Annotated in this window: 13 protein-coding genes and 1 tRNA gene; 10 read left to right on the top strand and 4 right to left on the bottom strand. The window is 60.3% G+C overall.

Going from position 1 to position 15,802, the window contains the following annotated elements; genetic code table 11:
- The first annotated feature begins 441 nt into the window (after nt 1–441).
- Nucleotides 442–1,344, top strand: coding sequence for a hypothetical protein (locus NQ559_RS01075; protein ID WP_018695345.1), 903 nt, complete (start codon nt 442–444; stop codon nt 1,342–1,344).
- Between the two features lie 342 nt (nt 1,345–1,686).
- Here NQ559_RS01075 and NQ559_RS01070 read toward each other — a convergent pair.
- Nucleotides 1,687–1,774 (bottom strand) — tRNA-Ser (locus NQ559_RS01070).
- 310 nt (nt 1,775–2,084) lie between these two features.
- On the opposite strand from NQ559_RS01070, the gene sufB reads away from it, so the two are divergent.
- Genes sufB through NQ559_RS01025 form a run of 9 tightly spaced genes read left to right on the top strand, consistent with a single transcriptional unit; the run spans nt 2,085 to nt 13,552 of the window.
- Nucleotides 2,085–3,530, top strand: coding sequence for a Fe-S cluster assembly protein SufB (gene sufB, locus NQ559_RS01065; RefSeq protein WP_026318267.1), 1,446 nt, complete (start codon nt 2,085–2,087; stop codon nt 3,528–3,530).
- A gap of 22 nt (nt 3,531–3,552) precedes the next feature.
- Nucleotides 3,553–4,305 (top strand): Fe-S cluster assembly ATPase SufC, encoded by a 753-nt coding sequence (gene sufC, locus NQ559_RS01060; RefSeq protein ID WP_018695347.1) that lies wholly within the window; start codon nt 3,553–3,555, stop codon nt 4,303–4,305.
- On the top strand, nt 4,302–5,123 hold the full coding sequence (locus NQ559_RS01055) for a SufD family Fe-S cluster assembly protein (protein ID WP_018695348.1): 822 nt from the start codon (nt 4,302–4,304) through the stop codon (nt 5,121–5,123). The genes sufC and NQ559_RS01055 overlap by 4 nt, the downstream gene beginning before the upstream one ends.
- A 2-nt stretch (nt 5,124–5,125) precedes the next feature.
- Nucleotides 5,126–6,346, top strand: a complete 1,221-nt coding sequence (locus NQ559_RS01050) for an aminotransferase class V-fold PLP-dependent enzyme (protein ID WP_018695349.1) — start codon at nt 5,126–5,128, stop codon at nt 6,344–6,346.
- 53 nt (nt 6,347–6,399) lie between these two features.
- Complete coding sequence (locus NQ559_RS01045; protein ID WP_018695350.1) at nt 6,400–7,104, top strand: dTMP kinase; 705 nt, start codon at nt 6,400–6,402, stop codon at nt 7,102–7,104.
- Entirely contained in the window at nt 7,082–8,188 is a 1,107-nt protein-coding gene (locus NQ559_RS01040; protein WP_018695351.1) for a BT_3928 family protein, read from the top strand. The genes NQ559_RS01045 and NQ559_RS01040 overlap by 23 nt, the downstream gene beginning before the upstream one ends.
- Nucleotides 8,189–8,248: 60 nt before the next feature.
- Nucleotides 8,249–9,277, top strand: a complete 1,029-nt coding sequence (locus tag NQ559_RS01035; RefSeq protein WP_026318268.1) for an efflux RND transporter periplasmic adaptor subunit — start codon at nt 8,249–8,251, stop codon at nt 9,275–9,277.
- A gap of 7 nt (nt 9,278–9,284) precedes the next feature.
- Complete coding sequence (locus NQ559_RS01030) at nt 9,285–12,317, top strand: efflux RND transporter permease subunit (RefSeq protein WP_018695353.1); 3,033 nt, start codon at nt 9,285–9,287, stop codon at nt 12,315–12,317.
- Nucleotides 12,314–13,552, top strand: coding sequence for a TolC family protein (locus tag NQ559_RS01025; RefSeq protein ID WP_018695354.1), 1,239 nt, complete (start codon nt 12,314–12,316; stop codon nt 13,550–13,552). Before NQ559_RS01030 ends, NQ559_RS01025 begins: the two co-directional genes overlap by 4 nt.
- Before the next feature lie 180 nt (nt 13,553–13,732).
- Here NQ559_RS01025 and NQ559_RS01020 read toward each other — a convergent pair whose 3' ends face one another.
- Genes NQ559_RS01020 through NQ559_RS01010 form a run of 3 tightly spaced genes read right to left on the bottom strand, consistent with a single transcriptional unit; the run spans nt 13,733 to nt 15,733 of the window.
- Complete coding sequence (locus NQ559_RS01020) at nt 13,733–14,140, bottom strand: OsmC family protein (RefSeq protein ID WP_018695355.1); 408 nt, start codon at nt 14,138–14,140, stop codon at nt 13,733–13,735.
- 49 nt (nt 14,141–14,189) lie between these two features.
- Nucleotides 14,190–15,506, bottom strand: coding sequence for a PAS domain-containing sensor histidine kinase (locus tag NQ559_RS01015; RefSeq protein ID WP_018695356.1), 1,317 nt, complete (start codon nt 15,504–15,506; stop codon nt 14,190–14,192).
- A 44-nt stretch (nt 15,507–15,550) separates the two neighbouring features.
- A complete protein-coding gene (locus NQ559_RS01010) occupies nt 15,551–15,733 on the bottom strand; it encodes a hypothetical protein (protein WP_026318269.1) in 183 nt (60 codons plus the stop codon).
- Nucleotides 15,734–15,802 lie beyond the last annotated feature (69 nt).

Here is a 15,802-nt window from a genome sequence, read left to right as displayed (position 1 = left end):
GAACCGACATATCCGTACGAATTAGTGTGCGGCTGAGTTCCCGCTTATTGTTCCCGGGGTATGAGAATATGAGATTTTTTCTGATCGTGTTCGGTTTTTTCTTCGTATCTTTGGGATAAGAGAAAAGTTGTTGCCATGCCCCTCCCAAGCGAGCCATACAACCCTTTGAAGAACGCAAGGTGCGTACCGCCTGGGGAGAGGAATCCGGGAAATGATATGTTCCCGTCGTCTGTGCCGCCGGAGTGCTGAAGGGCGGTTCGAATCCCCGGAAAGCCAATCGTAACGAGGCTGCGTATGGAGGCCGGATTGCAGGCACTCCCCGGTGCGAAATCGAAATCCAGACGGAGAAAAAGATCGTTTCACCGCTCACGGCTAAAAAGGTTTTGGCGGCGCGAGAAGCGGAGAAGGTCGGGGAAGAGGGGAATTAAAAAGAGAATCATTATGGCAGGCCGGGAATCACGACATGACGGGATCGATCCTTTCCTTCGGCGGGAGACTGCCCTTGTCCGGAGTATGGAGGCTTTGTCCGCGCTTGAAAAAAAGCGTAGGATCAAAGCGATGCGTAAATATCTGCGCATTGAAGACAACGGCATTTACTGCAAACGCTGCGGCAATAAAATCCTGTCGGACGCTGACGCGGAGCTATGCAATACGTACACGAAGAACCTGTACGGAAAAGCCGTCGATGTATTCTGCGCCCAATGCCACACCCGCCTGTTCTTCGATAACAGCGAGAATGTCAAATCGGAAGCGAAGCCGGAACAAGACGCACCGCCGAAGCCCCCTCGCAACAGTGAAATTCCACCTGCCGCACACGATACCGGAGCGAGCGGGAAAATAGCTAGTTCCGAAGACCGAGAAAAATATTCCCGCCCTTCAAAGACCCCGGTGATGCTGAAAATTCTTTCAGGAGCTATCGTATTATCCGTTGCCGGGATATCCATCTTGGCGCCGGAAACTACGTCCGTATCACCGCCGGACAATCCCGTTTCCGCACCTGAATCCGGTATTTCGGGAGTAGGGCCGGAACCATCGGCGGAACTACGCACCGAACATATTGGCAATACCGGTGTTGACTACCATCCCGCCGTCACGACAGAAATCATCGAGACGAATTTCCAGAAGTGCGCGGCAGAATATGCCATCAACCGCCTGTCCGACACTACGGCCGTAATTACGACTTTCTTTGCAAATCAGCTCATAGACCATAAAATAAGCCCGTCCGCTATGACACAGGCCATGGTTATAGATATGATAAGGGAGGAGTTCGGCATTGACCTGCGGGATGCTCAGACTTACAAAGACGTGCTAAAATGTTTTCTCGCAAATCTGAAAGGTTTATAACCGGACGAAGATATAGTCCGCAGCCCGAATGTGAAAAAACGGGTAAATGCCCCCCCCCCGACGCTGCGAGTGCGAAACGGTTTGAAGTCGTTGGCCTGTATCATGAGTCTTGGAAGGTGTGATTTTGCCTGGTTTAAACAACAGTTTCTCGGGTAAGTTTTATTGTGAGTGCCTGCATGGCTATCGCTCATAAAACGATGGGCGTGCACGTGCTTTTTACAAAAACATTTCATTTTACCGTTTTGTAAATGAGATTCCAGTCGGTGAAATGGATTTTCAAAGACTGTTAGGAAATTTCAGGAAAATAAAAAAACCGCCGGGGAATCGGCGGTTTCGATTTTGCGGAGAGTGGGGGATTCGAACCCCCGGTACAGTAATCCCGTACGTCAGTTTAGCAAACTGGTGGTTTCAGCCACTCACCCAACTCTCCGGGCAGCTAAAACAAAATATTGCTATCGTTAAGCGGGACAAAAGTAAATCAAAAAAGGGGAATTACCAAATAAAAACCGGAGAAAAGTTTTCGCCCTGCATTCTGCCGGGGGAGGCCCCGCGGCACGGAGCCCGTATTGCCGGAAGCCTGCGTCCCGCCGATAGGCCGTATCTGCGGCGGCATCCGTTGCGCGGGCGGCGAAAATTCACATCTCTTTTTTGCCGTTTTGCCTGCTCTGGTGCCGGATTTGCTTTGCCGTATTATGAAATTGCATTTAGATTTTGTACCTTTGTGTGATATTTCGCTCATAATGGCTGAGAAAGATAAAGACATATTGGAGAATATAGGAGAGCAGGAATACAAGTACGGCTTCACCACGGACATCGAGACCGAAACCATCGGTAAGGGTCTGAACGAGGAGGTGGTACGTCTGATCTCCGCCAAGAAAGGCGAGCCCGCATGGATGACCGAGCGGCGCGTGGCGGCTTACCGCCACTGGCTGACGTTGGAACCCCCTGTGTGGGCGCACCTGACGATTCCCGAAATAGATTTTCAGGACATCATCTATTACGCCGCCCCCAAGCCGCAGAAAAAACTCAATTCGATGGATGAGGTCGACCCCGAGCTCAAACGCACGTTCGACAAACTGGGCATCCCCCTCGAAGAGCAGATGGCGCTGGCGGGCGTGGCGGTCGACGCCGTGATGGACTCGGTGTCGGTCAAGACGACTTTCAAGGAGGTGCTGGCCGAAAAGGGCATCATCTTCTGTTCGATCTCCGAGGCGCTGCGCGACTTCCCCGACCTGGTGAAGAAATACCTGGGCAGCGTCGTCCCCTATACCGACAATTTCTATGCGGCGCTCAATGCCGCGGTCTTCTCCGACGGTTCGTTCTGCTACATCCCCAAGGGTGTCCGCTGCCCGATGGAACTGTCGACCTATTTCCGTATCAATGCGGCTGGGACGGGACAGTTCGAACGTACGCTGATCGTGGCCGACGAAGGGGCTTACGTGAGCTACCTCGAAGGCTGTACGGCCCCGCGCCGCGACGAGAACCAGCTGCATGCCGCTGTGGTCGAGATCATTGTCGAGAAGGACGCCGAGGTCAAATACTCCACGGTGCAGAACTGGTATCCCGGCGACAAGCAGGGGCGGGGCGGCATCTATAATTTCGTGACCAAGCGCGGCATCTGCCGCGAAAACGCCCGCCTGTCGTGGACGCAGGTGGAGACCGGCTCGGCCATCACCTGGAAATACCCGAGCTGCATCCTCGCGGGCGACAATTCGGTCGGCGAGTTTTACTCGGTGGCCATGACCAACAACTTCCAGCAGGCCGATACGGGTACGAAGATGATCCACATCGGCCGCAACACTCGCAGCCGCATTGTCTCGAAAGGTATCTCGGCGGGGCGGAGCGAGAACTCCTACCGCGGGCTGGTGCGCATGGCCAAGGGGGCGGAGAACGCCCGCAACTATTCGCAGTGCGACTCGCTGCTGATCGGCGACAAGTGCGGCGCGCACACCTTCCCGGTGATCGACAGCCGCAACCGCACGGCCGTGGTCGAACACGAAGCCACCACGTCGAAAATTTCCGACGACCAGCTTTTCTACTGCAATCAGCGCGGGCTTTCGACCGAGGATGCCGTGGGGCTGATCGTCAACGGCTACGCCCGCGAGGTGCTGGCCAAACTGCCGATGGAATTTGCCGTCGAGGCGCAGAAACTGCTTTCGATAAGCCTCGAGGGTTCGGTCGGATAACCGGATATAAAAAAGGAAAGATATGTTAAGCGTAAAAAATCTGCATGCGTCCGTCGACGGCAAGGAGATCCTGCGGGGCATCGACCTCGAGGTCGGAGCCGGCGAGGTGCATGCCATCATGGGCCCCAACGGTTCGGGCAAGTCGACGCTCGCGGCGGTGCTCGCGGGCAATGAAAAGTTCACCGTCACCGAAGGTTCGGCGACGTTCCTGGGGCAGGATCTGCTGGACATGCCGATCGAAGACCGGGCGCGCCTGGGCCTGTTCCTCGGCTTCCAGTACCCGGTCGAGATCCCGGGCGTCACGATGGCCAATTTCATGAAGCTGGCCGTGAACGAACAGCGCAAGTTCCGCGGCGAGGAGCCGCTGACGGCCGCCGAGTTCCTGCGCCTGATGCGCGAGAAGAGCGCTGTCGTGGAGCTCGATGCGAAGCTCACGTCGCGTGCCGTGAACGAAGGCTTCTCGGGCGGTGAGAAGAAGAAGAACGAGATTTTCCAGATGGCGATGCTCGACCCGAAACTGGCGATCCTCGACGAGACCGACTCGGGACTCGACATCGACGCCCTTCGCATCGTCGCCACGGGTGTTACGAAACTCCATACGCCCCAGAATGCCACGGTGGTCATCACGCACTACCAACGCCTGCTGGATTACATCGTGCCCGATGTGGTGCATGTGCTCTACAAGGGGCGCATTATCCATACGGGCGACAAGACGCTGGCCCTCAAACTCGAAAAGGAGGGTTACGACTGGTTGATTAACGATTACAGGGAATGACGGCGCTTTACGATATAATCCGCGGGTTCCGTATGGCCGAGGGCGAAGTGTTCCGGGTTGCCGGGACGGAAAGCGAGCCTTTCGCTGCGGTCGATCCCCGGCGTATGCGTGTCGAGGTCGCGGCGGGGGCTTCGCTGCGACTGGCCGTGCTCCATACTTCGCCCGAGGTATCGGCCCTGGAGATCGTGCTGGAGGAGGACGCACGCCTCGTATTGACCGAGTTGTTCGTTTCCGAAGCCTTTGCGGAGGTGACAGTGAAGCAGGCGGCCCGCAGCCTTTGCCATATCACGGCGGTGCAGCTTTCGAGCGCCAACGCCTCCTATACGGTCGATCTCGACGGGCTGGGGGCCGAAAGCCTGTTGGGCGGGGCGTTCCTCGCCGCCGGGCAGGAGCATTGCGTCGTCAGGCTGCGGACGAACCACAACGTGCCCGACTGCCGCAGCAACTCTTATATAAAAGGTGTTGCGGGCGGTACGGCCGTAGGGGAGTTTTGCGGGCTGGTCTATGTGGCGCCCGACGCCCAGCGCACCGATGCGCAGCAGCAGAACCGTAACATCCTGCTCAGCGAGACGGCGCGTATCACGACCCAGCCCCAGCTGGAGATCTATGCCGATGACGTGAAATGCTCGCACGGCGCGACGGTGGGGCAGATGGATTCCGAGGCGATCCTCTATATGCGGCAGCGCGGCCTGAGCGAAGCCCAGGCGCGGGGGTTGCAGATCGAGGGCTTCGTGGGCGATGTCGTACGCCGCTGCGGCATCGAACCGCTGTGCGAGGCGGCGATGGAGGCGGTGGTTGCCAAACTGGAAAAATCATAACGATGTTCGACGTTGAAAAAATACGCGGGGAGTTCCCTATTCTGGGGCGCGAGGTCTACGGCAAGCCGCTGGTTTACCTCGACAGCGGCGCCACGGCGCAGAAACCGCTGGCCGTGATCGAGATGGTCGATTACCTGCAGCGCGGACTCAACGCCAATATACATCGCGGGGTGCACTACCTTTCGGAGGAGGCCACGACGCTTTACGAGGCGGCACGCGAGCGTATTGGCGCCTTTATCGGCGCGGCCGAAAAGGAAGAGGTCGTCTTTACGGCCGGCGCTACGGCTTCGCTCAATACGGTGGCCTATGCCTGGGGTGAAAAGTTCGTCCGTGCGGGCGACAATATCCTTGTCAGCGAGATGGAGCACCACTCCAATATCGTGCCCTGGCAGATGCTCGCCGAACGCAAGGGGGCGGAAATCCGCGTCCTGCCCTTCGACGACGAGGGGCGCCTGTGCACCGAACTGCTGCCGTCGCTGCTGGATGACAAGACCCGCATCGTCGCCGTTACGCAGGCTTCGAATACGCTCGGAACGCGTCCCGACCTGCGGCCCGTCATCGATGCGGCACATGCCGTGGGGGCGATCGCCGTGGTGGACGGATGCCAGGGTGTCGTGCACGGCGGTGTCGACGTGCAGGCTTTGGATTGCGACTTCTATGCCTTCTCGGGGCATAAGCTCTTCGGCCCGACGGGCATCGGCGTGCTGTATGGCAAACGTGCGCTGCTCGAAGCCATGCCGCCGTTCCTCGGCGGGGGCGATATGGTCGATACCGTGACCTTCGCCAAGACCACCTATGCGCCCGTGCCGCTCAAGTTCGAAGCCGGTACGGCCAATTTCACCGGGGCCATCGCCCTGGGCGAAGCCGTGAAATTCGTCGGGCGTTTCGACCCGGCCGAGGTCGAAGCGCACGAGGCGGCACTGCTGCACCGTGCGACCGAACGGCTTACGGCCGTCGACGGGCTGCGGATTTACGGTACGACGCCCGGCAAGTGTGCCATCGTGTCGTTCAACGTCGAGGGTGTGCATCCCTACGACATGGGCATGATCCTCGACAAGCTGGGCATCGCCGTCCGTACCGGGCAGCACTGTGCCGAACCCACCATGACGCATTTCTCCACGACGGGGATGTGCCGCGCTTCGTTCGCGCTCTACAATACGCTGGCCGAGGCCGATGCGCTGGCCGACGGCGTGGAACGCGCGGTGCGGATGCTGCGCGGATAGCGGGCCGGCCGACTTATTGAAGGATAAAAACTTAAATAATCAGGAATTAACCTATGTTCATAGTACTCGAAGGATTGGACGGGGCCGGTAAATCGACCCAAATCCGCATGTTGCGCCGTTTTTTTGCCGACAGGGGCGTCGAGAGCGAGTATGTGCACTTCCCGCGTTTCGATTCGCCCGTCTACGGCGAGCTGATAGCCCGTTTCCTGCGCGGCGAATTCGGCGGCGTGGGTGAGGTCGACCCCTACCTCGTGGCGCTGCTCTTCGCGGGAGACCGTGCCGATGCCGCCCCTCGGATCAGGGAGTGGCTCGCGCAGGGCAAGGCGGTCATCCTCGACCGCTATGTTTATTCGAACGTGGGTTTCCAGTGCGCCAAGCTGCCCGCCGGAGAAGAACGCAACCGGTTGGCCGAATGGATCATATACCTCGAATTCTGTCATAACGGCCTGCCGCGTCCCGACCTGTCTTTGTTCCTCGACGTGCCGTTCACCTTTACCGAGTGCAAACTCTCCGAGCTGCGCGAGGGCGACGACCGCGAGTACCTGCAGGGCGGACAGGACATCCACGAGGCGTCGCTCGCCCTGCAGCGGGCTGTGCGCAGCGTCTACCTCGAAGCCGCGGCCAAAGACCCCGCGCTGCGGGTCGTCGATTGCTGCGACCCCTCGGGGGCGATGGATTCCCCGGAGGGTATTTTTGCTAAAATATGTGCCCAGCTGGCACCAATACTCGAAGCCGATGCGGAAGTCCAGGGCCTTTAAACTGCTGGCCAACGTCTGCCGGCTGATCCTTGCCTGCACGTTCATCGTGTCGGGTTTCTCGAAGGTCATCGACCCGTGGGGCACCGCCATGAAGGTCAACGAGTACCTCTCCATCTACGGCATGGAATCCCTCCAGGGGGCGAGCATGGCCTTTTCGATCTGGTTGTGCGGTGCCGAGATGATGATGGGCTGTATGCTCCTGTTCAAGGTACGTATCCGCCTGATCTCAATCTTCGCCGTGCTGTCCATGCTCTTTTTTACCGCCCTCACCCTGCTCAGCGCTACGGTAATCCCCGTCGAGGACTGCGGTTGTTTCGGCGAGGCGCTGAAGCTGACGCCGTGGCAGACTTTCTACAAGAACCTGGCGCTGCTGCCGATGGCCCTGGTGGTCTGGTGGCGTTACCGCCCCGACAAGATCTTCGCCTTCAACCCCCTGGAAATCGTGCTTACCGTCACTTTTTTCTTCCTTTCGATGTATCTGGGATACTATTGCTACCGCCACCTGCCGCTGATCGACTTCCTGCCCTATAAGGTCGGGGTCAATATCTGGGAGGGGATGCACGCCCCGGTCGTCAAGCCCGGCGAAACGGAGACCGTACTTGTCTACCGCAACATCAAGACGGGCAAGCTGCGCGAGTTTTCGCTCGACGACACGGCCTGGCAGGATGCCGAAAAATGGGAGTGGGTCGATACCCGGACTACGGACGAGATGCCCGCCATTCGCCCGCTCATGAGCGAATTCTCCCTGCGCGATGCCGAAGGGGATGCGACCGAGGAGATCGTGACCGCTCCCGGGCGCGTGTATATGCTCTGCGTTACGTCGTTCGACCGCCTGCCGCGCGGTTGCGCCAAGCGGTTCGCCAAGGTCGTGCGGCGGGCCGCGGAGGAGGGTGCCCGCGTCGTCTGCCTTACCCCGCAGCCGTTGTACGGGGTCACTTACCACGATTTCGGTTCGGGGGATGTACGGTGCTATAACATAGACGCTTCGACCATGAAGACCATGCTGCGCGCCAACAACGGCATGGTGGTGCTGGAGGACGGCGTGATCCGTGCTAAAAAGAATTGTCGCGATATTCGTCCGTAGGGACATTTTGCGGCATGTGGTATGAAAGTTGACCCCGGGAACGGAGTCAACTTTCTTATTATGCGAACTTTCCATGTTTTAATCGTAGTCTTTCTCCTGGGCGCTTGCGCCCGGCGCCAGCCTGTGCCCGAGACCGTGCGTCCCGTCAAAGTTACCACGGCAGCCGGTGCGGCGGTCATCGACAAGGACTTCGCAGGGCTGGCGACGCCCGATGACGCCGTGAACCTCGCCTTCAAGCTTCCGGGGCAGGTGCTCGATGTCCCCGTCGCGCAGGGCGAAAGCGTCAAAAAGGGGGCGCTGCTGGCCGAACTCGATCCCCGGGATATCGAATTACAGGTTTCGGCCGACCGGTCGGCTTTCGAGGAGGCCCGTTCGCAGATGCAGCGTATGCAGCGGTTGTTGGAGCACGAAGCCGTATCCCGCCAGGAGTTCGAAAGCGCCCAGACCCGTTACGCACAAGTCAAGTCCGCCTATGAGAACTCCCTCGGCCTGCTCAAGGAGACCAAGCTCCGTGCGCCTTTCGCCAGCGTCGTGGAACGCAAGTTCGTCGACAACTACGAACGCGTGCAGGCCGGGCAGTCCATCGTCCGCGTCGTGAACCCGGTGACGACCAAGGTGCAGTTCACCATGCCCGAAAGCGGCCTGTCGCTCCTGTCGTCGCCTTCGACCCGCTTCGAAGTCGAGTTCGACAACTACCGGGGCGTCAGGTTCCCCGCCGTGCTGAAGGACTATGCCAAGACATCGTCCGATGCTTCGGGGTTCCCCGTGTCGCTGCGCCTTACGGATGTCGATACCGGGCGCTATTCGATTTCGCCCGGTATGTCGTGCATGGTCACGATGCAGAGTGCCGATCCCGTTACGGATGCGGTATCCCTGCCTGTCTCGGCCGTTTATGCCCCGGCCGAAGGCGGCACTTACGTCTGGGTGGTGACCGGCGGCGACCGTGTCGAGCGCCGGGCCGTGACCCTGGGCGAGTTGTACGGCCGTGACCGGGTCGTGGTCGACAGCGGGGTGGAACCCGGTGAGCGGGTTGTCACGGCCGGGGTTTACCAGCTTCGGCAGGGCGAACGGGTGAGAATCTTAAACTGACACGACGATGAGCCTGCCCGAATATTCATTGAAGAACAGGAAAGTCGTTTGGTTTTTCCTTTTCGTCCTGCTGGCGGGCGGAGCCCTGGGCTTCGTTACGCTGGGCAAGAAGGAGGACTCGGTATTCGTCATCAAGAGTGCGTCGCTGGTCTGCTCCTACCCGGGCGCCACGCCGCTCGAAGTCGAACAGCTCGTGACCGAACCCATCGAGCGCGAGGTGCAGTCGATGCGCCTCGTGCATAAAATCACGTCCGAATCCTATTACGGGCTGTCGAAGGTGCTGGTCGAACTCGACCCTGCGACCCGTGCTTCCGAGATACCCCAGTTGTGGGATGAACTGCGGCGCAAGGTGCTCAACATCCAGCCCCGGCTGCCTGCCGGGGCTTCGCCCGTGACCGTGGCCGACGATTTCGGCGACGTCTACGGTATCTATTACGGCCTGTCGGTCGACGGGGGTTTCACCTGGGCGGAGCTGCGCGACTGGGCACAGCGGATCAAGACGGCGCTCGTGACGGTCGACGGCGTGCAGAAGGTGAGCCTTTTCGGCGAGCAGACGCCCGTCGTGAACGTCTATGTCAACCTTGCCGCGCTCGCCAACTTCGCTATCCGCCCCGAAACGATCGTGGCGACCATCGGCCAGCAGAACACCATCGTCAACAGCGGCGAGAAACAGGCCGGGGCGCTCCAGATACAGATTCTCGAGGCCGGAACCTACAAGGGCCTCGACGATATCTCAAACCAGATGCTGACCGCTGCCTCGGGCAAACAATACCGCCTGGGCGACATCGCCCGCGTCGAACGGGGCTATGCCGACCCGCCGCAGACGCTCATGCGCGTCGACGGCCGCCGTGCCGTGGGCATCGGCATTTCGACCGAGGCGCAGGTCGACGTGGTGAAAACCGGGGAGAAGATCATCCGCGTGCTCGACGGCCTTACGCGCCAGATGCCCGTCGGCATGGATCTTACGGTGCTTTATCCCGAGAACCGCATCGCGCAGCAGGCCAATGCGACCTTCGTGCTGAACCTCGCCGAGTCGGTGGCCATCGTCATCCTGATCATCATGCTCGTCATGGGTTTCCGCGCCGGGGTGCTGATCGGCAGCTCGCTGCTGTTCTCCATCGGGGGTACGCTGCTGCTGATGCAGTTCCTGGGCGAGGGGCTCAACCGTACGTCGCTCGCCGGGTTCATCATCGCCATGGGTATGCTCGTGGACAATGCCATCGTGGTGACCGATAACGCGCAGCAGGCCATGCTGCGGGGTGTCGCGCGGCGCCGTGCGGTCGTCGACGGGGCGAATGCCCCGCGCTGGAGCCTGCTCGGCGCGACGCTGATCGCCATTTTCTCGTTCCTGCCGCTCTACCTGGCGCCGTCGTCCGTGGCCGAGATCGTCAAGCCGCTGTTCGTCGTGCTGGCCTTGTCGCTGTTGCTGAGCTGGGTGCTGGCCCTGACGCAGACGCCGCTTTTCGGCGACTTCATGCTCCGCGTGAACCCTGCCGCGCACGATCCCTACGATACGAAATTTTACCGCGCTTTCGACCGCCTGCTGGCTGCCCTGCTGCGATGGCGGTGGGGCGTCGTGGCAGGCGTCGTGGCGCTCTTTGCGGCGGCATTGGCGGTAATGGGTCTTATGCCCCAGAATTTCTTCCCGTCGCTCGACAAGCCCTATTTCCGTGCCGACGTGCTGCTGCCCGAGGGGTACAATATCCGGGACACGGAACGCAACCTGCGCACGATGGAGGAGTGGCTTCATGCGCAGCCCGAGGTGAAGACCGTCTCGGTGACGATGGGTTCCACGCCGCCGCGCTACTACCTGGCCAGCAGCAGCGTTTCGCTGCGCCCCAATTTCGGGAACATCCTCGTCGAACTGCACGACAAAGGGCAGACCGAAGCTGTCGAGGCGCGTTTCAACGCCTATGTCCGGGCGATGTGCCCCGACGTGTGGCTGCGCTCGTCGCTTTTCAAACTCTCGCCCGTGCCCGATGCGGCGATCGAATTCGGGTTTATCGGCGACGATATCGACACGCTCCGCCGCCTGACGCAGGCCGCCGAAGAGATCATGTGGCGGACGGCAGGCACGGTCAACATCCGCAACAGCTGGGGCAACCGCGTCCCGACATGGCTGCCGCTCTACTCGCAGATGAAGGGGCAGCGTATCGGCGTCACCCGCAGCCAGATGGCGCAGGGCATCACCATCGCCACGCAGGGTTACCGCCTCGGCGAATACCGCGAGGGCGACCAGTTCATGCCGATCCTTCTGAAGGACGAGAATATCGACACCTACAACCTCACCAACCTGCAGGCACTGCCGATTTTCACCCCCGCCGGCAAGGTCTACTCCATCGAGCAGGCGACCGACGGCTTCCGCTTCGAATACCGCGTCGGAGTGGTGAAACGCTACAACCGTCAGCGGGTCATGAAGGCGCAGTGCGACCCCGGCCGCGGGGTCAACACCATGCGGCTCTACGCTGCGCTGCGGGATTCGGTTCTGCGCGGCGTGGTGCTCCCCGAAGGGTATTCGATGAAGGTTTTCGGCGAGCAGGAGAGCCAGCAGGAATCCAACTCGGCCCTGGCCAGGTATATGCCCCTGACGATGGTGCTCATCTTCATCGTGCTGCTCCTGCTTTTCCGCAACTACCGCGAGCCGACCGTTATCCTGCTGATGATCCCGCTGATCTTCATCGGCGTGGTGCTCGGACTGGCCGTCACGGGCAAGGTTTTCAACTTCTTCTCCCTGCTGGGACTGCTGGGGTTGGTGGGCATGAACATCAAGAACGCCGTGGTGCTGGTCGAGCAGATCGGCGTGCTGCGCTCCGAAGGCAAGGGTGCCTACGAAGCCCTCACGGCGGCTACGCGCAGCCGAATCGTCCCCGTGGCGATGGCTTCGGGTACCACGATCCTCGGTATGCTGCCCCTGTTGTTCGACTCGATGTTCGGCGCCATGGCCGCCACGATCATGGGCGGCCTGCTCGTCGCCACGCTGCTGACGGTCTGCGTGCTGCCGGTCGTCTATGCCATTTTCTACAATATCCGCAAGTCATGAAGAATTATCTGATCCTATCCGCACTGTTGGCCTTCGTGCCCGTCGCCGCCCAGACCTCGCTCGGCGACTACCGGCAGGCCGTGACCGAATACAGCTGGGAACTGAAGGTCGCCGCATCGAAGAGCGATGCGGCTTCCGAGACCATGGGACAGGCTCGTACGGGATACCTGCCACGGCTGTCGCTCGACGGCAGTTTCACCGCCACGGTACACCACTACGACGGGTTGGAGCGGTGGAATTTCAGCGTCCTTCCGCAACTCGTGCAGACCGTCTACGGCGGCGGGGCCGTACGTGCGGCCTACAAACAGGCCGAGCTGGGCAACGACATCGCCCTCTGCGACGAGGAATTCACGCAGCTCGATGTGCGTTATGCGGCCGAGTATACCTACTGGAACCTCTCCGCCATGGAGTTGTATGCCGCATCCATGCGCCAGTATGTCAACATAATCCGCTCGCTCAAGGAGGTCGTCGACCGCCGTTTCGCCGAGGGCTACATTGCCAAGGGCGACGTGCTGATGATCGATGCCCGTCTGAGCGAAGCGCAGTACGGGCTGGTGAGTGCCGAGCGGAACTATACCGTCGCGCTGCACAATTTCAACATCCTGCGCGGCACGGATCCCGACCTTGCGGTGGAACTTGCCCAGGGCATCCGCGATTCGCTGCCGCAGCCTGCGCGCCTGCTGCCCGACGAGGTGCTGGGGCGCCGTCCGGACTATATGGCGGCCCGGTTGCGCAGCGAACAGGCCGACGCGGGTATCCGGGCGGCGCGCGCGCCGTTCAATCCGCAGGTGAGCGTGGGCATCGGCGGCTCGTGGCAGCCGTATTATCCCAACCGGACGGGCGCCACGACGGTCGACGGCTCTGTGTTCGTGAAACTCACGCTCCCGATTTTCCACTGGGGCGAACGCCGCCGCGCCACGGGTGCGGCACGTGCCGTCCAGCGGCAGAGCGAGTGGAACACCGCGCTGCTGCACGACAATATCGTGCGCGACGAGATGAACGGCTGGACGGCGCTGGTCAACAGCCGGGCACAGGTCGATGCCACGGAGCAGAGCCTGCGCATCGCCGGCGAAAACCTCGACATCAGCACCTATTCCTACGGCGAGGGGCTCTCTACGATCCTCGATGTGTTGCAGGCGCAGCTGAGCTGGATACAGCTTTACACCAATGCGATAAAGGCTCATTACAACTATGCCGTGGCGGTGTCGGACTACCTGCGCATCACGGCGCAGTGAGCGGCGGCAGGCAGGCCCTGCCCGGCAGGCCGTCGCGGCGGGGATGCCTGTTCCGGCTGCGGAAACCGCATGGCCGAGACCGCCTCTTCGGGACGCCGCCGCCGGTTTCCTGCCGGCGGGGCACAAAAAACGGGGATTTTTCCTGAAAATCCCCGTTTTTCGTATCCCTTGCCTGTCGTTTCAGGCTTTCGCAGGCTCGGTGCTGACCACCGCGATTTCGTGCGATACGGGTGCGACCTTGCGCAGCATCTGCATCATGCCGCAGTACTTTTCGTGCGCCAGCGTCACCGCACGGCTCACTTTGGCCTGGTCGTCCTCGGTGTCGCATTCGATGTTGTAGACTACGTGGAACGATTTGAAGGTGCTTTCGGATTGGGGCGTTTCGTCCGAGAGCTCGCCCGAAATGCCGATCTCGAAGCGTTTGGGGCGGAAACGTTCCTTGTCCATAATCATCAGGGCTGTCTTGCCGACGCATTTCGCCGCGGCATAGAGCAGCAGTGTCTTGGGGTTCATCTCTTCGCAGCGGGGCCCGCCTTCGGACGTGAAGTCCGCATCCCCGGAGAGTTGCAGCGTTACTTTTTCGATCATAAGTCACAGAATTTATGTTGAACGCTGCAAGCGGGGCAAGAATCGTACCTTACCGGTATGCCCCCGCGGTTTCCGCCGCCGTTTCCGTACGGCGGACGGGGTGCACGATCTTAAAGCAGGTGCCCTCGCCCGGCGCGGAGACGACCGATATCTCGCCGCCGAGTAGTTCGGTGATCGTACGGCAGATGGAAAGCCCCAGCCCGACGCCTTTTACATAGGAATCGGCCTTGTAGAATCGCTCGAAGATTCGGCTCAGGTGCTCTTGCGAAATGCCTTTCCCCGTATCCCTGACGAACAGTTCGACCTCTCCCGCACCGTCGGCCGTGCGGTACCCGAACGTAATGTTGCCCTTGTCGGTAAATTTCGCGGCGTTGTTTATCAGGTTGTTGACGACCTGTTTCAGCCGCGAGGCATCGGTGCGGATTGTCGTGTCGGCCTGCGGGAGTTCGAGCCTCAGTTCGACCTGCGGGGGCATGGTGAGCAGTTGGGACTGGTAGATGTCCGACAGCAGCGTGTGCAGCGAATGCTCCCCGAAACAGAACTCCATGGTGTTCGACTCGATCTTCGAAAGGTCGAGGATGTCCGATATCAGACGCAGCAACTGGTCGCCGTTGGCCGTGATCAGGCGGCTGTACTCCTGTCTTTCCGTTTCGCTGAAGGGGACGTCGTCGCACGTCAAGAGGTTGGCGAAGCCGATGATGGCGTTGAGCGGCGTCCGGATTTCATGGCTCATGTTGGCCAGGAACGCCGATTTGAGCCGGTCGTTTTCGCGGGCCTTGTCGCGCGCTTCGCGCAGGCGTCCTTCGACCTCCTTGTGGGCCTGGATGCTCTGGCAGATGCCTGCGATGCGGTAGGGTAAACCGTCGGCGGCCCGGCCCGGGGAGACGGACTGCTCCTCGAACCATTCCCAAGTCCCGTCCCCGCGGCGCAGCCGGTAGGTGACTGTTTGGGGGGCAGGTTCGCCGGCGAGTCGGTTGGCGAAAGCCTGCGACAGCGCTTTCCGGTCGTCGGGGTGGACGAGGCTGAAAAATGTTTCGGCACTGATCGTGTCGCCGTCATTCGGGAGCCCCAGGTATGCGAACCAGCGTCGGTCGATGGTCAGCAGGTTGCTGTCAGGGTCGAAGGACCACGGAAAGATTTTCGTCTGCGACAACGCCGTGTCGAGGATGAACTTCCGGGATATTTCCTCCTCGGTGTCCCGGAACAGGAACACGACCCGGCGCAACTTCCTGTGCCGGTCGTATTGGCCGACGAAGCGGCCTTCGATGTGGAATTTCAGCTGGTGCCTGCGGAGCCGGATGTACGTCCGCGGCGGCAGGTCGCCGCAGTCCCTGTGTTGCTGCAGCCCCTCGAAAATAGCGGGCAAAAGGTCTTTTTGGTATTGGCAGACGGAGAACAGGTCGGAAATCCTCAGCGGATGGGAAAAATCCCCCCCCCGAGGCGGAGTACCTTGTATGCCTGCATGTTGATATCCGTTAATTCCCCTTCGGGCGTCAGTTCGATGCAGGCGACGGAAACCCGGCTGAGCGTGTCGCATACGGCCGGAACCTGTATTCCGGCGGGCTTGTTACGGTGGAAGAGACGCAATTTCATTTTGAGTGAGTTAAGGACGTAACGGCCCGGCTAAGGTATGGATAATTTTCGACAGATGCAAACCTTCCC

Source organism: Alistipes onderdonkii, from assembly GCF_025145285.1.
Lineage (GTDB): Bacteria > Bacteroidota > Bacteroidia > Bacteroidales > Rikenellaceae > Alistipes > Alistipes onderdonkii.
This window is presented reverse-complemented; position numbering and strand designations above follow the sequence as displayed.